The sequence below is a fragment of the Ruegeria sp. CL6 genome, assembly GCF_056536465.1.
In genome coordinates, this window is record NZ_JBQFPR010000002.1 from 63,688 (window position 1) to 88,491 (window position 24,804).

The following is a 24,804-nucleotide window of genomic DNA, read 5'->3' on the forward strand; positions in this document are numbered from 1 at the left end:
ACCATCAACCTGACTTAACCAACAATCCGGACACTGCATCAAACTCGAATGTGCTTCTGCGCTCATGCGGGTCGTACAGGTCAAAATCGGGCACAAGGTCACCGGTATCGCCATCCATCAAGAAACTTACATTCCCCAATTTTGCCTGCGTGACCATTGGCCCGCGAGACAGCGCGGGGGTCTGGTCGATCATACCTTTTGGCGCCCTGGAATTACCCTCGGCCGGTGTTGAGAATGGCAGGATCTGAGCGCTCATGATCTCGGTTTCTTCAGTGGCCGTTCGAACACCGGTAAACAGAACTTCTTCCATGACTTGGCTATCGCCATGTTCGTATCCCAGCAAATGACCGATTTCATGCACCATCGCCGAGAACAGATCCATCTCATCGTCGGTCAGGTCATCATCCGTGTCCGGTGTGGCATCGAAGAACCAGCCATGTCCGGCAGCATCCGCATCCACGGTGATAACGCCATCTGACGCCTGCGCAAGCGTCAGACCGTCAAGGTCTGCGACTACGACATCGACGGTTCGAAGCAATGCGGCAACCGATGGATCATAGGTCGACCACCAGTTCACAGCATCTTCAAAGGCCGCTTCTGCCTCGGACTGCGAAACTGTGTCACCGCCAGTTCCCATGGCAAACGCTGTCAGCGGCATTGCAACCGCACCAAAGTCGCCACTGACGTTCGGACTGGTCAGATCGTTGAACCCGCCTGCAGCGGCCGTAACGTTCACGTCACGCGGAGCGTTTCCTGTACCTGGCTGTGGATCGACCGGTGCACCGGTTTGATTGTTCCAATCCGCATCTTTCTGGGTCACCAAACCCAACTCGCCAAATGGCTCTCCATTGCGATTGCCGGTTCCCAATGTTTGGTCCGCACCGTCGGCTTCGGACAGGGCGTAAAGGAAGTCAGGCAGTTCCGGTGACAGCAAACGCGACACCGTCGGCTCGCCATACGCGCTGAACGGCAGGAAGTAGCTGTTGAATTCACCCGACCAGTCTATCAGACGGTCACCCCCGGTATTTCCGATCAGAATGTCCTGACCTGCACCCCCAAATGCGCGATCTTCATAGCCCGGGCTTGTATCAGTGGCCTGATTGTCCCCGTTCGTGCCCGAGGTCAGGTCATCATCCACATTCAACAAATCGCCGCCACGTCCACCATAAAGGTTATCGCGCCCAGTGCCGCCAACAAGCCAGTCATTGCCCAGATCGCCAAAGATGCGATCGTCACCGTCGGTATATACGGTTGCATCAACCAAAGAACGAGGGTCTTCCGGCCCTTCCAACGCGTTGTTGTTCAGGAAGAACTCGACATCTGCGCCGTCGACTTGCAACGTAATTTTGACCAGCGGGTTGTTTTCGTCAAACAACCAGAACTCTATGTCACCCGTGGCTTTGACGCCGTAGTCCAGAATATCCCCTGGCGCATACGGCCGCAGATATCCGGTGGCATAAACCGTCCCTGCTCTGTCAATGGCATAGCCAACGTCGATGGCTTCGGCACCCGATATGGCATCATCGCCTGCAGCCCCGTGCAGGAAATCATCGCCCAGACCACCGAATATGATGTCGTCAAAGCTGTCGTCGATAGTTGTCGGTTCGAACGGGGTGATGTTGACGCTTTTGTTCAACTCACCCGTGACGTTGATCACTGCATATTGGCCGTTCTGCCGGGTCGAGATCACTTCTTCACTGGTTGCCGAAATCCCGTACAGATCCTCGGCCGTTCCATTGCGCGAAGTGTAAATCCGACCGTCATCACCGATCACCCCGTCCACACCGGCACCACCGGATATCCAGTCATTGCCGGTGCCGCCTATCAGATCGTCATTCTGACGTTCCCCGAACAGGACATCGTTGCCCGACATGCCATAGGCTGTGTCATCTCCGTCTTCGCCGTGAATTTCGTCATTCCCGCCGATTGTACCGGATGCAGATGGATCACCTTCGGTATAGTCGAGGAATTCAACCGCGCGGGGCAGCAACCGAGTGGTCTCGCCATACGTATCATAGGCAAAGGTCAGATACTCTGCCGTAGCTGGCGCATTGGGACCATTTTCAGTTGTGTCTTCGACCAAGCGATAGATATTGCCGTTGTCGCCAACGATCACATCGCTGTCGCGGCCATGGATCTGAGCGTTTGACAGATCGTTCGTGCTGTCGCGATCAATCTGCGTTCCAGCGCCGCCAAAGATGAAATCATTGCCATCGGGGCGTTCCGCGGGATCGGTCAGACCATACAAATCCGATGACCCGCCGATGATGTCATCGCGGCCCAGATTGCCAAAGATCACATCCTCGCCTGCGTTCCCCTCGATGTAGTCATCGCCGTCGTTGGCTGCGTTCATGGCAGCGTTGACCTCGAAAGAGGTATCAATGTTCAGCAAACCGGTCGTCTCATCAACACCATCCAAAACGGATCCATCACGCTCTGCTCCAGCAGTGAAACCTGCGGCGATATCATCAAGATTGTCCGTTGGGATCAGCACGCTCATTTCATTGATCGCTGTGCCGTTGTTCACAGAAACGCCGCCAATACCGCCATCACCCTGAATCGTGTCATTTCCGAACTGGCCAAAAATAGTGTCGTCATCCGCGCCACCGGCGATGAAATCATCGCCATAAAGCGCCACGCTACCCATAGCCGATGCGGCAGCGTCAAGGATCAGGATCGTCTGTTCACTGATGCCGTCGGGATTGGCCTGATACGTTGTTTCTACCAACACGCGGCCATCTTCGTCTCCGTCCTCACCGTAGATTTCGCCGGTGTTGGTCAATTCACGGAACCGGGGAGAAATCGCATCTGCCTTGCGGGTGATTTCAGCGTTGTCACCGGCAATCGCATCGGCGCCGCCGCCGCCATCAATCCGGTCCCCGCCGTCATGACCGCCGGCAACGTTATGCCCGCCGATCAGATCGTCATTGCCATAGCCGCCGTGAATAACGTCACCGCCCTGGCCACCCAGAATGATGTCGTCGCCATCACCCTCCCCGGGAAGCAAAACAAGACCATCATATGCCGGCGATCCGTCACCAAACAGGATATCGCCCGCTCCGGACATTTCCGTTGTAAAGATCGACGTAAACTCAAACGTCGGCGTTTTCGTATCAAGCGGCAGAGCATCGCCTGTGATGTAATTGTCTGGCGTCGCGTCCAGGCGACCAAAGTCACCAAAGATCAGATCATTTCCGGCCTCTCCGAATACCAGATCCATCTCAGCGCCGCCGATGGCGATATCGTTGCCGCCGCCCAGCAGAACGCTATCGCGACCGCCTTCTGCGTCATCGGTCGCATATATCGCCGTCCAACCGGTTGTTTCCCCGGTCAATACGCCATGATCGCCCAGAACGATGTCATTGCCTTCGGAGACATCGATCTCGTCCCCGGCATTGCCGCCCAAAACAATATCATCGTCGTTGCCGGTACGGATGCGATCAACGCCGCCAAGGGCGGGAACTGTTGTCAAAACGGCGATGACTTCGGCCGTGGTGTCAAGTCTGACAGTGCCTGCAAGCTGATCAATCTGACCCATATCGCCGAAAACAATGTTGGCACCTTCGCCGCCGTCGATTTCGTCATTGCCGGCTTCGTCCAGATTGACCACCGTGAGATCGCGCGCGTAGGTTGCAAAGTTGAACGCGTTGTCGCCGTAGATATGGTCTGCGCCATCTCCGGCGGTGATCGTGTCATTGCCGCGTCCGCCGGCGATGTGATCGCCAACCGAGCTGCCGGTCAGAATGTCGTCTCCGTCGCCGCCATCAATGGCGACCGTGAAAGTTGCGCCAGACGCGTCGATCGTGTCATTGCCGGGATTGACAAAGCCGATTGCGTCATCCGAAGGCACGCCGCGCGTCGCATCATAGCGTTCGGCGTCTTCTGATGTATCGCCAAAGATGACAACGCGTGCATCCGATCCATCCGTCGGGCTTGTGCCGTCCCGAACAGTGATGGTGTCGCCACCGCCTGCGCCATGGACGACGATCACGCCGCCATGATCGCCATCCGCCTGATGTCGGCCATCCACCAGGAACATGTCGTTGCCATCACCCAGCAGAACCTCGGCGATCTCAATATCACGGAAGCTGATCCCAAAACGCATATCCAGACCCGTCAGCGAGGACCGTTCTTTTTCGATCTCGGGCGTCGTGTTGCTGAAAGTCAGGTTGCTGGATAGGACTGCATCAAGCCCTTTCAGATAACCCGTCTGATCTTCATCCGAACTGTCGTCATACAGGTTGATCGCATCAATGCTTTCAGTTTCATCGCTGCCGGTCGTCGAACTATCGGTATCGCCCGCGGGGATTCCACCCGCATCTTCATAGGGCAGTACCACTGCTTCGGTCAGCGAGAAATCCGAGCCGAATTCGACGCCGCCGATGATATCAATCTGCCCTTCGATTGCATTTGCAAGGTGCAGGTTTTGGCCGGCCGCCGTATCCGAGATTGTCCCATTCGCATCCAGGTTGCCGGACAGCTTGATCTCGACCCCTACATCCCAATTGTCGGCGGTAAAGACGATCGCCTTGACGGCAATCTGGTTTCCATCTGCGTCCGTCGTAAACTCGTCGACCAGCCGGTCATCTGTCAAATCAACGGTCGAAGCGGAAACGATGTCGACTTTTCCGCCCAGCAGCAGTTGCACCGAAACGGACTCTGTCGGAGCTTGCGTCAGTCGGATCGTATAGATGTCGTCGCGATCGGTCGCGGCGCTGTCGCCAATAATCAGGCGTGTGTCGCCATCGGTTTGTGAAACGAAAAGTCCCGCCTTGTCATCATCCTGTGCCAAGACGACCACTTCAGGCGTATCTGCACCGTTAAACAGTGTATCAGTGCTGACAATAGAATGCTGCACATAAATCCTGCGGTCATCTTCGACATCCGAATCCAGGGTCGCGCGTACAAAGACCGTCTTGTCCGTTTGCCAGTCGGTTTCATCGAAATCGACATTCAATGTCGTGTTCCACGTCGCCCCGTCCAGCGAGAACTCCAGATAGCCATCAAAGCCGGGCTCTTCAGCCACAACAACGGTCACGTCAGCGGTCGGCGCTTTGGTCAACCGAATTGTGTAGCTGTCATTAACTCCGTCCACGCCTTCCAGAACATGCGTCCCGCCGTCTGTTTCGACGATCTGCACGCCGCCGACATCGTCGTCCCTGACAAGAACCTCGATGCTGGAAATCGCCGCATCGTCGAATTTTGCGTCTGCGGATTGCGCATCATGCGCGATGAAGACCGAAGTCAAACCTTCCTGCACGATGTCGGACATAGCCCGTACTATGACGGATTTCGGTCCGGTTTCGCCTGCCGCGAATTCAAGAATCGAAGCCCGCGCCCAAGTACTTCCGCCATCCGTGCTGACTTCGATCGTCTGGGACCCCTCGTCTTCGACTTTCGTCCCAATAACATCGCTTGTTTCGGTGATATCGGTCAGTGTCCCGGACACGACTGTCAAGACGGTTCCTGACAGCGAAGCGATCTGATAATTTCCTGCATTCGTGCCCGAAACTACTTCAATAGTTTGACCAGCGGCAAAGCCCAAGGCAGCCCAGTCCGGGCCATCATTCGTGATGGTTCCCGCTGCGCTATCGAATGTCAAAAACAGGTCTTTGCCCTTGACTGTTGACGAGGCGAGGCTGGCGGAAATTGTGACATAGACGATTTCGCTGGATGCTGAGGTTAGCGAGATATCATAGCTGTCTATGCTAAGTGCATCGTCCTCAAATACGGATGTATCCGCGCCAGTTTTCGTCACTGTAATCGGGTTATCGACCGCATTTGCAACGGTCAGATCAATACCGACAGCCCCTGCATCCGAATATGCCATATCCGTGGTATTGAACCCGTGGTTCACCGAAGATCTGGCACCGTCAAGTTCCGAGGCCTGGATGGTTCCGGTAATATCTCCGGTCACGTTAAACGTATCTGATCCAAGCCCGCCAACGGCAATAGTCAGCACGTCCTTATTGGTACTTTGGATAAAGAACTTGTCATCGCCTTCAAGCCCGTCGACCTTGGCTACTTCTACGCCCGAGAATGTAACACTCAGACCTGCTCCAAAGATACCGTCGCGCGTGATCAGGAAGTTATCAGGCTGATTGGTGCCAACAACGATCACCTGATCAGTGCCATCGCCGCCCTCGATCGAAACCGGGGAATTGATGTTGTACTGGATAAAGTCTGACCCGACACCGCCGTCGATTTCGGTTATGTCAGTCCCCAGAACGAAGGCACGCACCACGAAATTGTCGTCACCGCCTTCGCCTTCAAGGCGAAGGTCCGCCTTGTTCGAGAAGACCGAGAAATCGTCATTACCTTCGCCACCGTAGATGACCATCGGCAGGGAAATGCCACGCGACAGGAAGCCGGAATCCAGCGGCTGAACTGCGATCGCGTCTTCGCCCACAAGGTTTCCATCAACATTCGGATCATGCCCGAAGACCTGACCGATCTGGAAAGCATCGGCCCCTAGACCGCCATCTATTGTAAACACGGCGCTCGTATCATCGACATAGAACGCATCATCGCCGTCAAAGGCGCGAACACGAACCCGTTCGTTCAAGTTGCCGTCATAGTCGATACGTTCATAGGTGCTGTTCAGGCCACTCATACCATCCTGCAGCAACGCCATGAAGTTTTCGCGGATCAAGAATATATCGGCGTTGTTGGTCAGCAAAACGTCCAGCTCGTCGACACCGGCGGTCAGATCGCCGGTATCTGCAATGGTCATCCGATAATCGGAGATACCAGTCAGGCTGATGTAATAGTCATCCGAACCAGCACCACCATCCACGGTAATGTCACCGATGGCGATTTCCGTCGGCGTCGGCAAAAGCAACGCGCGGAACGTATCGTTTCCATCGCCCAACGACACATCAACCGATCCGTTGAGGTCAGCACCATCCAGTGTCACAAGATCATTTTGCGCACCTGTCGCCAGATTTATCATTGGCGCATCAAGCTCACCGTCAACGAACACGGTGTCGGTTCCAATGCCGCTGGTGATATCAAGCTCCGTCACAGCGCGCAGTTCGCCGTTTACCGTCAACTCGTCCGCACCAGACTGCAGGTCCAGATCGAATCGGCCAGTATCTGCATTAACCAGCCCACCAGCCAAAACCCTGACTGTATCGTTTTGCGCGCCTGTATCGATCACCACATTGGCGCCCACCATGAGACCGGTGCTTTGCACGGCCAGCGTATCATCGCCGCCTTCGGTCTTCAGGATAAGATCGCCGCTCGCGTCAACGGTACCGCTGATCGTTACGGTATCTACACCAGACCCCGTATTGATGTCGATCTTGCCCCCAGTGGCTTGTACCAGCCCGGTCACTGTCAGCACATCTGCGCCACTGCCCAGCAACATGATCAGGTTACCATTGGTCGTCGTCAGCGAATTCCCCGCGACATCAACCGTATCGACGCCTGCCCCAGATGCGACAAGGACAGATTGCCCACTTGCGGTTCCATCAATATCCAAGAGGTTTGTGCCATTACCGAATTCAAAGTTCAGTGCCCCTGTCGCCGTAACCGACGCGTTGGCCTGAATGGTTGCCGTGTCGTCGCCGCTATCGCCAAGTCCGTCCATTGCGATCAGGGCGAGCCCTCCGGTCGCCGCCAGGCTACCGGAAACGATCAGATCGTCATTACCATCCTTCATCTGCACGACGGCTGAAACACCGTTTGCGGACCCGGCGATAGTCACATCATCTGCACCATCACCTGTATCGAATGTCAGAGCGGCACCTGTCGATTTCAGAATCCCGCCGAGGCTGACTGTGACAATATCATTGCCTTCTCCGGTGGACAGCATTACTGCACCACCGCCAGTGACACTTCCTGCTACGGTGACGGTATCCGCATCATCTCCGGTCAGGATCGAAACAGTACCATTAGCGCTGACGATACCGTTCAGTGACATAATTGTTCCCGCCCCATCGGGATCGGGCGTCCCAAAATCGCCGAACAACGAGATGTTGCCAGCCGATGACGTAATCGACGCGTTCGCACCCAAAGTCAGGTTATCGCCAGCCTGGATCGTTACGCCGGATGAACCCGACACCGTGTCAGAACCGGCCTGGACATAATCTTCGCCCGATGCGGAACTGTCGCGCACCTTCAATGCCAACACGCCAGCAGAGACGACCATCGCACCGGCATTCAGAGCCGCCGCAACTTCTTCGATGTTCGCGCCTGTGACCCCGTCCAAAGTGATCAATCCGCTGCTGGTGTAACTGGAATCGACCTCGACCCCGTTCGAAGCAACGCCAATGCTCCCGGATTTCGCCTCAAGGTCGATGGTGTTCGCTTCGATATCCACCACTGCATCATTGGCGTGGTCAAGAATGCTGCGTTCGGCCGTCAGCGTGACAACACCTTTGCGGGCTTCGATCTTGTTGATGACTATATCGCTGTTTGTGTCAATCGCCCGAAGCGTGACGTTGCCATCGCTGGACATCGCCGATGTGACATTCATATTCCCGTCGGTTTCATCCACCCAAACCGAATTTTTAGACGAAATGACAAGAGATGCGGAATCCACTTTCAGGGAATCCAAAGCCTCGCCCACAGCTCCGAGGTCCGAAATCAGCGTGACAATTCCGGGCGTATCTGAATAGATATCCAGCGACCCACCGGTCACGGAAATAATGTCCCCCGTCACCGAGCGCAGCGTTATATCTCCGTTCAGCGTACGGATCGTACCGATGCGGAAATCACCCGATGCCTCGTCAACGTCGATAAGACCTGTCACACGAATATCGACCCGACCGGTGTCGCTGCCGTCAATGTTCCCGGTCAGAGAAACATCGGTCATCACATTGCCAGCGCCCGATGTCGCCACCGAAACAGAGATATCACCCGCTGCCTTGATGCCGGTTACCGAAGTGTCGCCGGGTTTCCACGCAAGAATATCGGCGTCCGCATCGCTGGAACTAAAGGTGATCTGGCTGCGCTGAACCGTTGAGGAGGTATAGCTGTCACCAATCAACGTGTGTGCGGTGCCTTGGGCAAGGGTTTCGTCCAAGGCAATCGGTGTCGAACCGCCTTGTACAACAAGTTGGAACGTATCGTTTGTCACGTTGGCTACTTCGTAAGTCTGACCGGAGACCAGACCGCCAATATCGCCCGAAGGAGTCAGAGAGTGATCAGACGTAACCGCGACGATCGTATGAGAAGATCCATTTGCAACTGTGCCATCAAGGTCAATTGGATTGACGCCTGCTGGCGTTCCGTCGATATTGAACCCCGTGGCCGCGGCCCGAGATGCCGCAAGCTGAATCTGTGTATCCGAGATCACGATGACGTAATAGGTTACGGTACCGTCACTATTCAGTCCGCCGACATCCGTGCTGCCGCCGGTGCGGATGTATTGCACAGCCTGCCCGCTTGTGAACCCGTGCGCTGAGGCAAAAGTAATCATATCCGCAGGATCAGTCTGCGGCGCGGTCAGAGAATGATTTGTTCCCGTTGCGGCCATTTCGTCCAGATCAATCGCTTTGCCCTGATTGGCATCGGCCAGCGTTGCGGCCAGTTGAACAACGGTATTGCTGATCTCGATGACGTAATACGATGCACCGTCGACCAAACCGCCGATCGCGGTGTCCCCGCCGTGCGAGTAAATGACCACATCACCAGTGCTGAACCCGTGGGCACCTGAGGTCGTGATTGCATTGGGCGCGGTCGACGATACGATAGTCAAACTGTGGGAACCGCCCGCCATTCCTCCCTCGACGACAGCAGCCGAGCTTTCGTCTAGATCAATAGCGGTTCCATTGGTCGCGTCAGCATTTGACGTCGCCAATTTGATCGTGTCGCTGTCAACGAAAATTACATAATATGTCTGACCCGAGACAAGACCGCCGACGCTTGTATTACCGCCGCCGCCGTTCGAATAAACAACGGCATCGCCCGTTGACAGGTTGTGAGCTGCGCCGAAGTCAATGCCGTCAGACACCACGCCCGCACCGACCGACCCGGTGAAGCTATGGCCAGAGCCGAACCCGATTTCCGGATCCAGCGCAATCGCTGTACCCGTCCCGGCATTCGTGGCATCGACCGCCAACTGGATTGTGTTGGCGTCTATGACAATCGCATAGTAGACACCGCCATCCATCAGGCTCGACGTTGTCGAGCCGACGGGCGCAAAGCCGTTTGCGTCATAGGTAATAGCCTCGGCATTTGCGAAATCATGGGCTTGAGCAAACCGAATGGTATCCTGCGAAGGTTTCTGGAGCATATGGTCCGTACCCGTCGCAACCGTTTCATTCAAATCAATCGCGGTGCCCGCAAGCGCATCGCCCCGGTTGGCGGCCAGTTTCAGCGTCGTATCCGACACGACAATCGCATAGTACCGAACCCCAGACGTCAGCCCGCCAATAGCAGTTGAGCCAGTGGAGTAAACAACAACATCACCGGTTTCATAACCATGGTTCGCGGTCAGCGTGATGATATCAGCCGCATCAACCGCATTTGCAGGATCGAAGGTGAATTCCGTTGTCGCGATTTCCACATCGATCCCGGGCGCGAAAACAGCCACCGCGGGCGATTCACCAATATTTGACTCCGGATTGAATTCCAAAACGGTCAAATCCGCTGAAACAGCTGTCGACGGATCGAACACGCTGCTGGGTGCAGCGGTTGTGATGGAACTGGGCGAGAACGTTTGCGCGGACTGCGCAGTATCAGCATCCAGCGTAATTTCCACACCCGAACCAGAAATGGCGTCGTCGTAGCTGACCGCCAATTTGATGGTGTTTGTTCCGGTTGAGATGACGAAATACGTTCCGCCATCGGTCAGTCCGCCAATCTCGGTACCCAGGTAAGCGTCCATGGAATTAGCGTCAGCCGAATAGATCACCGCCTGCCCTGTGGAAAGTCCATGGGCAACGCCAAAGTCGATTTCATCATTGGAAATTGTTAGACCCGGTTGGAAATTGATCGGGGTGCCGGCGCTGTAATTCGCCCGGTAAACCACCAGGTCGCCACTTTCGAACCCATGGTTTGTCGACGTGAAGGTATCGGTCGTCTGCGTGGTGGCATCAAAAGTGACCGTTGTGCCGCCGACCACGTCGATAACGCGCTGCGTGACACCAACCGACTGAATTGTCGAAGTTTGGCTAAGCGGTTGCAGGAAGGTCAGGTCCACGTCGCCCGAGGTGGATTCAACCTTTTCCATGTAAAGGGACAGATCGCGACTGTCGCGCTGAATGCCTGTGATCTCGACGTCAATGTCACCGGAGGCCACCGCCAGGAAAGTGGCATCCAACGGCGTCGCGCCGTCTGTGGCCTGAATCAACTCGACCCGGATGGCGCCAAAATCCACGGCGTTCTGACCATTTCCAACGGTTTTCGTCTCACCGATTTGCCCGTTGACCGCCAACAAGTTCAAACGACGTGTGTGCAATGTCGCATCATCGCCCGAAGTCATGAGGATGTCGCCATTTGCGGCGGTCACATTAGTCGTACCTCCGGGGTTTTCAACCGAGGCAGGCAACGGATCTAGAACAACGCCCCCAACGGTCTGTGTGACAATTGTATCCGCGCCTTTGAACAGGATGTCACCGGTTCCAGTCGCGGAAATATCAACGACGGAATCATCAAAATTCGTTTCGATCAGATACCCATCCGAGGCCGTCGCAAAAGTGGCCGACGTAAGCTGTGGAAAATCCGTCTGAATCGCCACGTCGATCGAAATATCGTTGACTGTTTGGTTCTTATTCCAAACAGAAATCCCTTGAATCACAAGATCGTAGTCACTCTCGTTGATGATCGTAACCGACTCGTAGGATTTCAGAAGGTTCACAATAACAGGCTCAGTACTTAGAATTTTGCTGGACCCACCGGTTGCGTTAAAGCGCAACGTACCCGTTGAAGTATTCCGAATGTCCGGGATAGTGACGGTTTCAGCAGCGTTATCAACACTGACGCCGGTTACATTTCCGGTCACAACGCCATTTTCATCAATGTGGATGAAAGGATTCAGTTCAGATCTGACATTGACGTCCGCGTTCCAGGTAATCGTGCTTTGTTTAACTTCGGAACCGCGGCGGAACGCATCGGAATCCGCCTGAATGACTTCTTCAACGAACTCGATGACGGGTTCGCAGACCTCATCCCCATCCGCCAAACCGAATGTGAAGATCTCGACCACCACTGAACAGGTCTCGCCGACGACCGTTGCGACCAGTTGGGTTACCGTTTCCGCATCTGTTTCCGCAACCCGGCTATAGTCGCCCGAGAACTGCTGGGTCTCGGCTACGACATCAATAAACCGCCCGGTTACAACCGCACCACTTTCGGCGGTAATGTTGGAATTGGCTCGGATGTCGGCCGTGGCATCGGATGTCAGGTTGCCTGAAGCACCCAAAATTGCTGTCAACGCATCCACATCCGTTTTCACGCCAAACTGTTTTGAGAACAAATCCACATTCTCTTCTGCATCAATCAGCGCATCAGCCCCGATGAAAACGAGTGTTTCGCTGCGAACGTCCCCGATGCTGTAGGCATCGACATTCCCACCGAGCGCAAAATCGACGTCGGAATCCGCCCGCGCCCGAATATCCAGACCATCATCCTTGGCATAGAATTCTACGTCCGTGGCGTAGACTTCCGAGTTGTCGTCGATACCAACCTTGTTCAACCCATCGGCCGCACCTGCCCCACCGGCATTGACCGTAGCGTTCCCTCGGATTGAGGTTACGGCACCTGCTGCGGTAATCTCCATTTCCGCATCAAGGTTCATTGCATTGTCAGTGAGCAGTTCGACCTTGGCAGTCCGCGCAGTATCTGAGCCGATCTGGTTATGTTTGCCGACAAATGCGAAAACGTCGTTTCTTGAAAGGGTGGTAGTCGCCGACCCAACCGAGGCCGCGCCCAATCCGTATGCTTCAGATTCTATGATCGCGTCCGCGTCGCTGTCGCTGTTGGCGCTGAAACGGAAAGTGCCTGAGATATTGAAGATTGATTTATCGGATGACGAGGCATCCTTGGTCGTCACTTCGGATTCATTGTCGATCAATGCGTTTGCAATCGGAATACCAACTCCTATAACGCCAGCAGCTAGATCATCGACCATTGCGTCCACGTTATTTCGTGTTTTTGTGGTCCCGGTCAGGGAAGCAGCCGTTATCACGACCCCTGCACCGATTGTGACTTTGGCATCTGTGATCTGCCGCGCATCGACCACCGTACCGGCACCGAAAGCAAGGGCCGCAGCAGATGATGACGTCGCTTCCGCGCTGACCTTATTGCTACTCTGAAGAGTGCCCGAGGCATTGTGGTTGGTGAAGGCTTCGAATTCGACGTCGTCCGCTACGATTTCGACATCGCTTTTCAGTTCAGTCGTGACGGTATTCGTCCAGATCGCAGTGGCATTGCTTGAAGCGATTGAGGCAAGACCCGAGACAGTTGTGCCCTGAAGGTCAGAAATCACATCTCCTGATGCGCGGGCACGCATCAGAACATCCCCACTTGCCGAGATATCTGTCCGGGCACCCAGCTCGGTTCTTACGGTCGATGTCGAGGTCGCAGTGGACGAATTCGCCGATACTGAGGCCGCAAGTGATGCGCCTATGACCGTGGCATCAGCGGTTACGCTGATTGTGCTGTCGGCGGTAATGTCCAGCGTACGAATTTTGTCGGCATCCGAACCCATCGTGACATCTGTGCCTGTAGAAGCGGTTGTTGAATGCGCGGCATTCGCTGTCGCAACCGAGATTCCCGCGCTGACCAAGCCAACTGACGCCTGCAACGTTTGGGCTGTGACACCAATATCGGCGTCGCTGTCGAGGATGACCCCACCTGCATCGACGATGTTGGTGTGGTTGCCAATATAGCTGGACTGGGCCGAATTACTGTCGACGAAGACCAACGCGCCACCGGCACCGACCAAGCCGGCCTGACCGGCAAAAGATGTGACTGTCGTGCGTTCGTAATAGTTGGCCCGTAACGTGATGTCGTCGCCAGACGACCCACCGGTTTCCAATCGCGCTCCGGATGCCGCGTTTGCACCGTCTTCCACATAGGCTTGCACATTGCTGGATACATTGACGACCGAAACGGACGCGCCAAAGCCCACAAGGCCAGCCGCCGCACCACCTGCCAGAACGTTTAGCTGAATATTTTCATCGGCTTCGACAACAATATCATTGCCAACATCAATATCCGCACCCGCGAGAATATAGGCAGACACACCTGGAGCAGATGTGGTGTCGCTAAATGAAATTGAAGGCGAAGAGCCCGAAAGCGCAGTCGAGGCTTTTCCCATCGCACCGGACATCAACGCGTCATTCTCGGGATCGGAATTGTCGCCAGACCCCGAACTGTTGTCGTCACCGTAATTCGAAAGGGTCGATGTCAGGTCGCTGGGAACCGCGTTGTCATTGGCTAGATCTTCCACGTCGTCCAGATCATCGCCGCTGACAACCGAGTCGTTATCTTCATTTGTTCGTCCGGTCACATCGCTTTCGCTGAAATCGCTGCCCACGGACCAAACCGAAACCGCGGCCGCGATCCCAGCAACCCCGACCGAAGCCGTCGCGGCGACGGACAGCAGGGTTTTTTCGGAATCGGCATCAATGACGACGCGGTCTTTGGCATTGACTTCACCGCCCACGAACGCGCTGACATCATTTCTAACAACGCCGATATCAACACCCGCACCGATTGAGCCACCAAGGCTGACAGACAGGCCTGCACCGATCGAGAAGAACTCGGACCGGTTCGTCGCACCCACAAAAACTTCCTGATTGGTGCTGGCGTTGGCTTGGTCGAGCGTGTTGATCTTGGTGTTGTTGGCAATACCCGCTGTCGTATCGCTGTCCACGATGATAACGGACACAGCCCCGGCCACGCCGACAAAGGAACCACCGGCCGCTGCAACGGCAAAACTGTCAATGATCTCGCTGCTATCAGCCGCAACGATAACACCCGTCAGGCTGGACGGTCTGCCGCTGTTCAGTGTATCCGGCAGATCCGCTCCGGTGTTACTTCCGGCCAGCGCATCAACCTCGGCATAGTCGCCGATATAGGCAACGGTATCTTTGGAAATCGTTGCCACTGTAAATCCGGCCCCAACACCGCCGCCGCCGATCCCGACGCCCAGTGCCCCGCCGATGTTGAGAATACTGGTGTCATCATCCGCGCTGACAATCACGTCATGCCCGGCCTTAATCGATGCACCGCTATTGTCGTTGTCGCCATCCTTGTCGATCCCGGTGTCGTTTCCTGCCGCATCCGGGGTATCGTCACGGACGTAGGCCTGCGTGGTTGACGTCAGATCGACATAAACACCTGCCAGCGCAACGCCGATACCGCCAGAGACGCCAACAGACGCCGCCGTGACCAAAATGTCCTGATCGCTTTCTGCAATCAGGCGCACGTCATGATCCGCATCGATATCTGTGTCGTCGCCAATAACGGCGCGTGTATCGAGCGACAGCACATTCACGGCCGCGCCGGCAGACACACCGCCCGCCAGCGAAACCGAAATCGGCGCCGCGATGAAAAACGCATGATAATCGTTCAACGCTGCGACATTCACGTTTCCAGACCCTGCGCCTCCTGACGCAGTTACGGTCGCGTTGTTGTCGATATAGGCGTGCGTGGCCACATCTCCGACAACCACAAGCGCCGCAACCTGCCCCGACACTGCGCCGCCACCGACGGCGACAATCAGGGCCTCAAACTCATCTGTATTGGTTGCCGTGACCGAGATCCCGTTTCGAGCTTCGTAATCGACATTCACGTTGCGATCTTTAAACAGCGATTCATTCGAGCTGTCTGCCGTGCCGTCGTCATTTTCGTCGCCCACGCTCAATCCCGAAGGAGGGGAAACTTCGTTTTCGTCGCTGGCGTCATCGTTCGAATAAGTGGCATCATCTAACCCAAGAGCGAATTGCCCGGTATCGCGCCCCGACGCTCCCCGAGCAATCACTGTTGCGTCGTCGCCGATATAGGCTTCTGTCAGCTTGTTGATGACGGAAACGCCTGCGGTTGCACCCACGGCTCCGCCAAGGCTTGCCGATACACCACCCACGAAGAAGTCCGCGTTAGTCGACTGATCCGCCGCCACAACAACGGTTCCTTCGGTAAAGATATCGGCATTTGCTCCGATAAATGCACGCGTGACAATCGGGTCGGTGCCGGATTCGCCAAACAGATAAACCCCGGCGGCACCGGCCAGACCAACCGTACCGCCCACCGCGACCGAGGCGGTCAGGGAAACGACATCTTCTTTGGAAACGGCCTGAACGGATATCAGGTCTCTTGCGTTTGCGTCGACCGAAGACAGTTCGGCTATGGTTGATTTATCAATAACGCCGACATCTGCGCCAGCGGTACCGCCGAACGTGCCGGAACCAGAAACACCACCGGCCGATCCGATGATTTCCGTCTGGTTATAGGCAAAAATGTTGATCCCCTGATCCACATTTGCGCCGCTATTGTTTTCATTGAGTTTGGTATTCGATGTAACGCGGGCCGCGACCGAGTCGTCAATTGTCGAAACCGTTGCTGAACCGGCGACTGCCGCAGAGCCACCGCCGGCGCCGCCGATGGCAATTGTTACCACGTCCAGTTCGGCCTCGGCTGTAACTGATATTCCGCGGAAAGTTGAATCTGTGAACCTTTGCCCGTCGCGCCCGACTTGAACAGTGTCAGCGCCAGAGTTACCCAGAGCGGTGACCTTGGCCGTGCCTTTGATTTCGGACCGAACCTCGCGGGCCGTTACGACTGTAGAATTGGAAACCCCCACACCTGCCGTGCCCGCAATGGCGACGGCACCGGCGATTGTTGTCAGGATCGCGTTGTTCTGCGACGCAAGGATGACATTGCCGTCGGCAACGATTTGGGCACTGCCGCCGATGACGGCTTCGGTTGTTGCCATATCCGCGGTCGTGCCGACCGAGTTGATTGCAACCGATCCGCCGAACGCGGCAGTCGATGCCCCAGCACCAGCGATAGCAACTGACAGGATGTAGCTGTCCGAGGTGGACGACATAATCACGTGACCATCTACATCGACATCCGCATCGCCATTAATTTTCGCGGACGTGTCGTTGGTGATCGTATTGACAGCCACTGATGCGCCGATGCCCGCGGCACCGCCGCTGATCCCGACGCCACCTGCCACCGAGCCGATAGCCGCGTTGTCATATGCGCTCAGATATACATCGCCGCCGGCATCAAGGCCATCCAGCAGCTTGCCTTCGATAAAGACTTGGGTGGTAACGTCGATTTCGTTTACGACGACGGCAACGCTGGCCGCCAAAGGTCCTGTCGCCGCCGATACGGCAGCCGCTACACCAATTATCTGCGTCCCCGAGAACCCTGAAAGCGAAACGTCGTTGTCGACATCCACGTCCGAGTTTTTGATGAAGGCACTTATACCTTTTTCACCGCTATCGAAATCCGAAATCAGGTTGACCCCGACCGAGGCTCCGATCCCGGCCTTGCCGCCAAATGCGACCGCGCCCGCGATCGAGAAAATCTCGCTTTCGTCGTAGGCCGTCAGGCTCAGGCTTCCACCGTCGACATTCGAGTCCACCACCCGCGACGAGGTCATCATATCGATGTCGTTGTAAGACACCTGCCCTGCGATCGAGAGTGAATTGGAAGACGTCGAAACTGCACCCGACACCCCAATCGACAAGATGCCGCTTGCCGATACGGCGTCCATGGTGATGGCACCGGTGCCGGTTTCCGCATCCGCATTGTCCATCATCGCCAGCGTGCGCAGATCAATGGTATTCTGGCTGTAGGCACCGGCAAGCGAGGCAGACGTACCTTGTGAAACGGTCACGGCAACCGAGCCCGAGAACGCCCAGATCGACGTATCGTTGGACGCGTCAATATCCAAAGAAGCCGCGTCTATATTTGCGTCGTGAACATAGGCCAGCGCTGTATCGCTTACGTTGTTGATCGACACATTGGCTGACACGCCCGCCCCGAATTTGGACCCGGTTCTACTATTGGTCTGCGCCCCCGGGTTTGTTGCGGAGTCGGCATCAGGGCTGGCGTCAGATTTGACCGAAGCTGAAATCGCCACTGCCACGATCAGGCCGGTGTTGATGGCCGACACCGAAACGTCGCCGACTGCGTCCACAGTTTGCGCAATGTTTGAAGGCGTGCTTGCCTGAGTGTCGTCGTCGACGCCGTCGATGCTTTCGGCAATATCGGCGTTTCCGATTACCGCGCGCGTGTCCCGGTTGATCGTATTGACCGAAACCGTCGCACCAACCCCCACACCGCTACCCAAGGATAACGCCCCGGTCAGCTGAATGAGTTGCGTGCTGTCAGTGGCAGAAACATTCAGGCTCTGATCGATATCCATCGAGGTCGGCGTAACGCTGGCCGAACCGATGGTAAGCTGTGCACCGGTTTCGACAACAGCATGCGTCGAGTTATCAAAGTTGAACACCGAAACGACGCCGTTAAAGCCGAAATTATCGGACTTTCCGCCCGACCCAGTGACCGAGATCGCCATGCCGCTGCTGTCCGCGACAACGTCCATCTTATCGGCATAAACAACCGCACCGCTGCGTACTTCGGCCGCAACTTCGTTGTCGTGCAGAATGACCAGAACAGTTATGCCAACGCCGCCCTTACCGCCGGACGACCCGACGCCCCCCAAGGTTGGATTGACATTGAATGTCGACGTCCCAGTGGAGGATCCGCCGGTGGAAATACTCGGCAGCGCAATATTACCCGCAAAGTGAACTGCGTCAGCAATGCTGGTGGCCGTGACCGTCACTGTCTGACCGCCGGTCCGTGCAACACCTGTCAGTACGCTGGTGTCCTGATTGATCTGGGCGTTGTCGCCGATCCAGGCCTTGGCGATGCTGTCAAGATCCAGAACTGTCACTGCAGCAGCAACGGCCAGACCGTCGGATGATGCCGTTGCCTGGCTCCAGCTGTCGACAAGACCGCCATTCACACCCAGGTTCGAGTTGAAATAGCCCGTCAGTTCCTCGATGACCGACACAATCGTCTCGGTTGCTCCAAAAGCACCAATGGATTCCCATTCGGTATCATCCGTGAAATCCTCGACGGAAAGGTTGATCGAGGCCCCCGGCGAACTGCCGATATAGCGGTAGAGCTCACCCTCTTCACCCTTGTCGTCTGGATGCTCCTGCGAAACGCGAACGATATCTTCGTCTTGAACAACCACCGATCCGTCGCGCGAGTAGTGATCGACATCCAGAAGGCCCAGATCTTCCCATGCGGTTGCATCGGTGAAATCCACTGCTGCAAAGCTGGCTACGTCAAGCGGATCAGAGCCGATATACCGATAAGCATGGTTTGCAGTGCCCAACCCGGGCGACGCCGGGTTTGCCCGGACGATGTCGAATTCCTGAAGCTGAACGTTAGTATCCGTCGTGTCGTAGTCGATATCCGGGTTGTTATCGAACGCGGTCGCCGCTTCGAAAAGATCGACCAGATATTGCGGTGTGTAATCATTGAGTGCTTCGGCAGAGACCGTCAGGGCCCCGGCCGCGTCTACAGCTGCGCCGTCGCCGATATGGGCCTGCGCATCGTTGACATATTCGCCCACCGCAACACCGGCAGACCCCCCAAATTTCGAGCCCGTAGCGCCTTCTGGTTTCGGAAACGCGACCGTTTCCTGCGTTGCCGAAGACGCCGCCGTAATGTCAGGACGATTTTCGACCCTTGCGCGCACCGTCACATCGCCGGTTTTTGCAACGACTTTTCCGGAACCCCCTGCTGCGTCACTATCACCAATTCTGGCTGACGCGACATTTTTGTCGATTTCAATCGCAACAGCAGCGCCGAAGTCAAAACTGCTGGTCAAACCGCCGGATCCCGAGTCGGCGGCATCGCTTGCCGCTCCGACCTTTTCTTTCAGCGTGTTGATTTTGCTTGATGTAATTGCGTTCTGCGAGTCTTTCAGCAAATCGCCTGTGCTGTCCGTTCCAACACCCGCAACTGCCGAAACTCCCGAAACAACGGAAGGAAGAATGAACAAGGCACTGGTGTCAATCGTGTCAGTCGAAGTCAGCGCTTCGACAACAACGTCCGTGCCTGCGCTCGCTGTACCATCCAGCCATGCGTTCGTTTCGCCATTCTCGACCTTGACGGCAACGCCAATGCCCAACGTGCCCTCAGAATCTGTACGCGAGCGGGCAAGTGTAACGTTTCGGTCCACCGTATCCGCTCGAACGGTCAGCAGGCCACCGGCGGTCAGCATGGCCGCGTCCGTGACCCAAGCCGTAGAATTGGATTCCAGCACAGTGACGGCAACGCCGATCGAGGCACCCTTAACCGCCACTGGGAAGTTGCCCGCGTCGCCGCGCGCATCCAGCGTATTGTCGGTTCCTGAACGGATATAGATATCACCGGATACGTTCACATCACCGGCAAAGGTCACATTCGCATTCGAATTGGCCACCGCGACGGCTACACCCAGACCCAATCCGATGGGGGCGGACGATGCTTCAACCTCGGCCTCAGCAATGGCAGAGAACGAGCCGCCGACAAAAGACGCCCCATCCGCAACGTCAATCGTGGCGGACGCATTTGAAATCGCCACACCACCGAAAAGCGAGAAGCCTTCAAGGCCAGTGACCAAGGATGTCACGCTGTCGAGAAAGAAATTCGGATCCAGATTTCCATCGGCATCGGCCTCGGGAATCTCACCATCCAGAAATACACGCGAGTTGTCGGCTAGCGCGTTCAGCTCCATCACGTCGCCGGTGATCTCTACCCCGGTTCCGATGATGATCGACACATCCGATGTGTCAATATCGGCAAATCCCTGAAAAGTTGATCCGCCGACCTGTTCGACCTTCAGCCGCACGTCTCCGGCGTCAAATGCGGTGGTCCCAACCTCGCCCGCCAACAGCTTGGAGTTGTCGTTGACGACTATGACCTCGGCAGCCTGACCGACGGATTGAATTGTGCCCAAAAAGGTCCAACGCGAGCTATCGGTGAAATCTTCGGAATTCAGGTCAACATCGCTATCCGTTGCAAGCTTGAATTCGTACAGACCGTCCACCATCCCGGCCCCCGCGAACCCGGTGATGAATGGATCAGGCAAATCGTCGGCATCACCCAGATCAAGCCATTTGGTTCCGTCGTTGAAATTTGCCGTTGTCAGGTCGAATGTCAGGTCGTCCGGACCAATATATTCATAGAGATGATCCAGAGTGCCCGGCGTATAATTTGAATAGATCGACAGGGGGTCGACGCCGAAGACATCCACATAGACTGTTTCGCCCATCAGCAATTCAAATGTGTTTGTTCCGGTTATGTCGAGGTCAAACAAACCGGCCTCGGCCGTGACATGATCAGCAAACGCGTTGTCGGTGAATCCCAGCAGCGTTTCGTCATCTTCGACACGCACAACATCGCCCTGCACCAGATCTTCGGTCAGGTCATGCGTGGTGTAGTTGATGTTCTGAGTGACAAAGAGCCCAAGAGATATATTGCCCGAATTTCCTACGGATTCGTCCCCTGCCAAATTCAGATCGCGCGTGTCGATCGTTACAGCCGAAAAATCGAGGGTGATTTTCAGCGATACACCACTGCCATCGGGATCATCAAATGTCAGGATATCGCCATCTTCGTACCCTTCACCGATATCCGTAATTCGGATAAACACATCACCGCTGTCGTCGGTATAGATGTCCGCCAGCAGCCCGGAACCGTCTGAGTCTGTTGTGGTATCGGATTTCTTCGCACTGTCCGGCGAAACTCCGGAATAGCTGTCACCGGTATCCCAGCCAGTACCCGCCTGCGAAATGGTATAGTCCCAGCCAACCGAAATAGTCTCGGCATTGGCGACAAGCGCCTGACCGGGCATCGTCAGATCATCACGGAAGATGATCATGTCGTTGCCTTCACCACCCTGCAAGGTCAGGTCGGATGTCAGATCCTGACCAAGATCACCGACAAACAGAACGTCGTCGCCGTCCCCCATATCGATGGTGATGCCGGATGAAGGCGCGTCGAAATGCAGGGATTCGAAACTTCCATCCAGCGGCACAAGCTCAAAATCGTTCGAAAACATGCCATTTGTGTTTTCGCGCAGTATGGCCTGATTATCTGAGTCAGTGGTGCCTGCGTCGCTGGTGTCAATTTCGATATTGATCAAGCCAGAGATGGCTGTGACTTCTACCGGCTCCAGGCCGTCAAATGCCAGAATATTACCATCAATGTCGAAGCTACCGGAGTGGGATCCGGTCGCAACATAGCTCAACGAGTCAATCTGTGACACGTCAATGGTCAGAACATCATAGCCGCCATCGCCGCCTTCAAGGCCACCGCTCAGGCTGCCTTGGTCAGACAAGGTGAAATGGTCGTCGGTCGTATCAGCCCCGATGATGGTTTCAACATCATCAAACGTGCCATCGACAACGCCATCAAGCGCGCCGGAATTTACACCGTCAATTGTCCAGTTCTGACTGCCCGCACCACCGTCCAGAACGAGTTCGTCATTTCCGACACCACCATCAAGTGAAATCGACGGAAGAGACTGATCGCCGAAGGACCCGACATCAATGCGGACACGGTCATCCCCCTCGCCCGTCAGAATTTGGATTTCACGAATACCGTCGAGTTCGGCAGTCTGGAGAACGTCGCCGCTGTCTTCATCAACGATTTCGATCATCGATACGCTGACGGCGTAATCTCCGATCGTATCAGCCTCTTCGATCAGGCGCACCAGCAGCGAATTGTCCAACTCGGCATCGGGGGTGCCGGTCAGATCAACTGCCATAATATCGGCGCTCAGCAGCAACCTCGGCTCAAGCGGTTCATAGATCAGGCGTGTTGCCGCATCGCGCGCGCAATGACGGCGGCGGCGTCTTTTATCGGCTGCGAAACCCCTTCTTAGCCTCCGGCCCCAACCCTCAGGTGAAGACGACGCACACGGCGCCTTGGCAGCAAACGGAAAAGACATATCTTCGGCCCCCCGACCCGAGCCCGCGCGAACGGGCTTACAAAAACTCAGGGACGTTCAGGCGTAACGCCCCAAAAATCAGACCACTCAAATTCAGGTCTTCGATCTAAAAAGAGTGCCGCTCGAGATGAATATGTAAGCGGCCTAAAGTCTTATTTTCGTTATTGTATGCTAGTTTTGCTTAAAAGGTTAAGTAATAGTTCACATTATTAAGCAAGCCTTTTCAAAGGCTTGCTGATTTTCGTTTTAAGAAAGACACGCAAAGTTGATTTACGCCGCAGCATCCGAATCAACCTGAACAGCCATCTGGGCAAGCGTGTTGAAGTTCGTAAGCGACATCAGATGGACGTACAAAAAGCCAAGCAATCCCCTGCGCCGCAGGTCCAGAAAGCGGTCATCTTCCAGACCGGCAAGGGCATCTTCGGTCGCCGCCAGAAAATCCGTGACAGCGGTTTTCTCAATCGGCCCAAGCGAGACGTCCGCCCTGCGTTTTGACAGCAATCCGTGTTCCTTCAATGCTTCACACAATTGCTGAGTCACGTTGTGCTGTCGCTGAAACGCAGTGCAAAACTCAAGCGCGCTGTTGGTGACGGCAGTCGCTTCACCATCGACAAATAGCGGCTCGCCGTCTTCCTCGGAAACGTGCTGACTGTCGCGGTCCACGCAAAGGATCAACCGATCGGCATCTGTGCTAGAAACGAACGCAAATGGATAGCGACGAATATAGGCGGGAATGTACACGCCTTCTTTCCAATTCCCGTCGGCATCCACAAACAGGTTTTCCCCGCTTCGTACCCCCATCAGGGCGATCGGAACGGCCTGGTTCGCTTCTGTAAACACGATTGGATAATGTTTGGCCGCATGCACAAATTCCGCGGCGGTGATCATGACACCTGTTGCTGTGCGGGCAAATCCGTACCCGGTGTCGTTTCTAAATTTCAGATCCCCGTGCTTGCGCGCATCCAGCGGTTCGGGGCTTTGATAAAACTGTGGCTGTCGGGCTTCTGAAGAATTTTGTTCGGACATAACTACCCAATTCCTTTCGGTTAATTAACAAATCATCAATCAGCGACAAGCGCGCTGTCAATTGTAAATTTCGCCAGGCATCTAAGCCCGCCGGGAATTTCGCTGTCTGGATTCGGCATTAACAACCTGACGCCAAAAGTGCCTGAGGCGGTGTCGAACACCTGATCAACAGCTGCAATTTCGGCCTCGTACTGCCCCCCAACCGGGGCGTCCGGCTCAACCACAACCTGATCGCCGATGCCAATCTGACCATAAAGTTCGACCGGCAGGAAAACCTCGACATACAGAGGATCCAACTGCGTCAGAACAAGCACCGACCCTTCCTCGGTCAGATATTCACCGGGAGATAGCAGGCGGCTGACAACCAGCCCGTCGATCGGGCTTTTGATCTTGCGCCGTTCCAACTGGATTTCCGCGCGCCTGAGTTCCATCTGCGCGACTTCCTGATCCAACTCGGCATTTGCCACGTTGCGCTCAGCAATCGCCGCTTCAGACCGAACCTGATCAATTGCAGCAACCGAGGCAACATCGCGGCTGACCAGCACCTCCAACCGGTCCAGTTGCTTTTTCGCAAAAACAAGCTCAGCGATATAGGCTTCGATCGTTTCTCTGTTATTCGCCCGCAGCCTCAGCAACTCGACCGTTGCCCGTTCGAGTTCGGAATCCAGCATCGCCACGACCTGACCCTTGGCAACCGGGTCGCCACGGTCGACAAGTACTTCGGCAAGGCTGCCTGATGTGGTGCCGCCCAGCCTAATTATGCTGGCCGGATCAATCACACAATCAAACGTCGTCTGATCTGACAACGCCGGCGCACCGATCGTCACCAAGACAGCGGACAGGGTCAATCCAAGCAT

At 55.6% G+C, this 24,804-nt stretch carries 3 protein-coding genes; all 3 read right to left on the reverse strand.

The annotated features are described in order from the left end of the window. Positions 1-4: 4 nt before the first annotated feature. Positions 5-22,921: an LEPR-XLL domain-containing protein gene (locus ACR0LH_RS05440; RefSeq protein WP_480719983.1), complete on the reverse strand. Its 22,917-nt coding sequence runs from the start codon at positions 22,919-22,921 to the stop codon at positions 5-7. A gap of 270 nt (positions 22,922-23,191) precedes the next feature. Then, positions 23,192-23,947 (reverse strand): SapC family protein, encoded by a 756-nt coding sequence (locus ACR0LH_RS05445; RefSeq protein ID WP_480719984.1) that lies wholly within the window; start codon positions 23,945-23,947, stop codon positions 23,192-23,194. A gap of 35 nt (positions 23,948-23,982) precedes the next feature. Further along, positions 23,983-24,804 (reverse strand): efflux RND transporter periplasmic adaptor subunit, encoded by an 822-nt coding sequence (locus ACR0LH_RS05450; RefSeq protein ID WP_170621119.1) that lies wholly within the window; start codon positions 24,802-24,804, stop codon positions 23,983-23,985.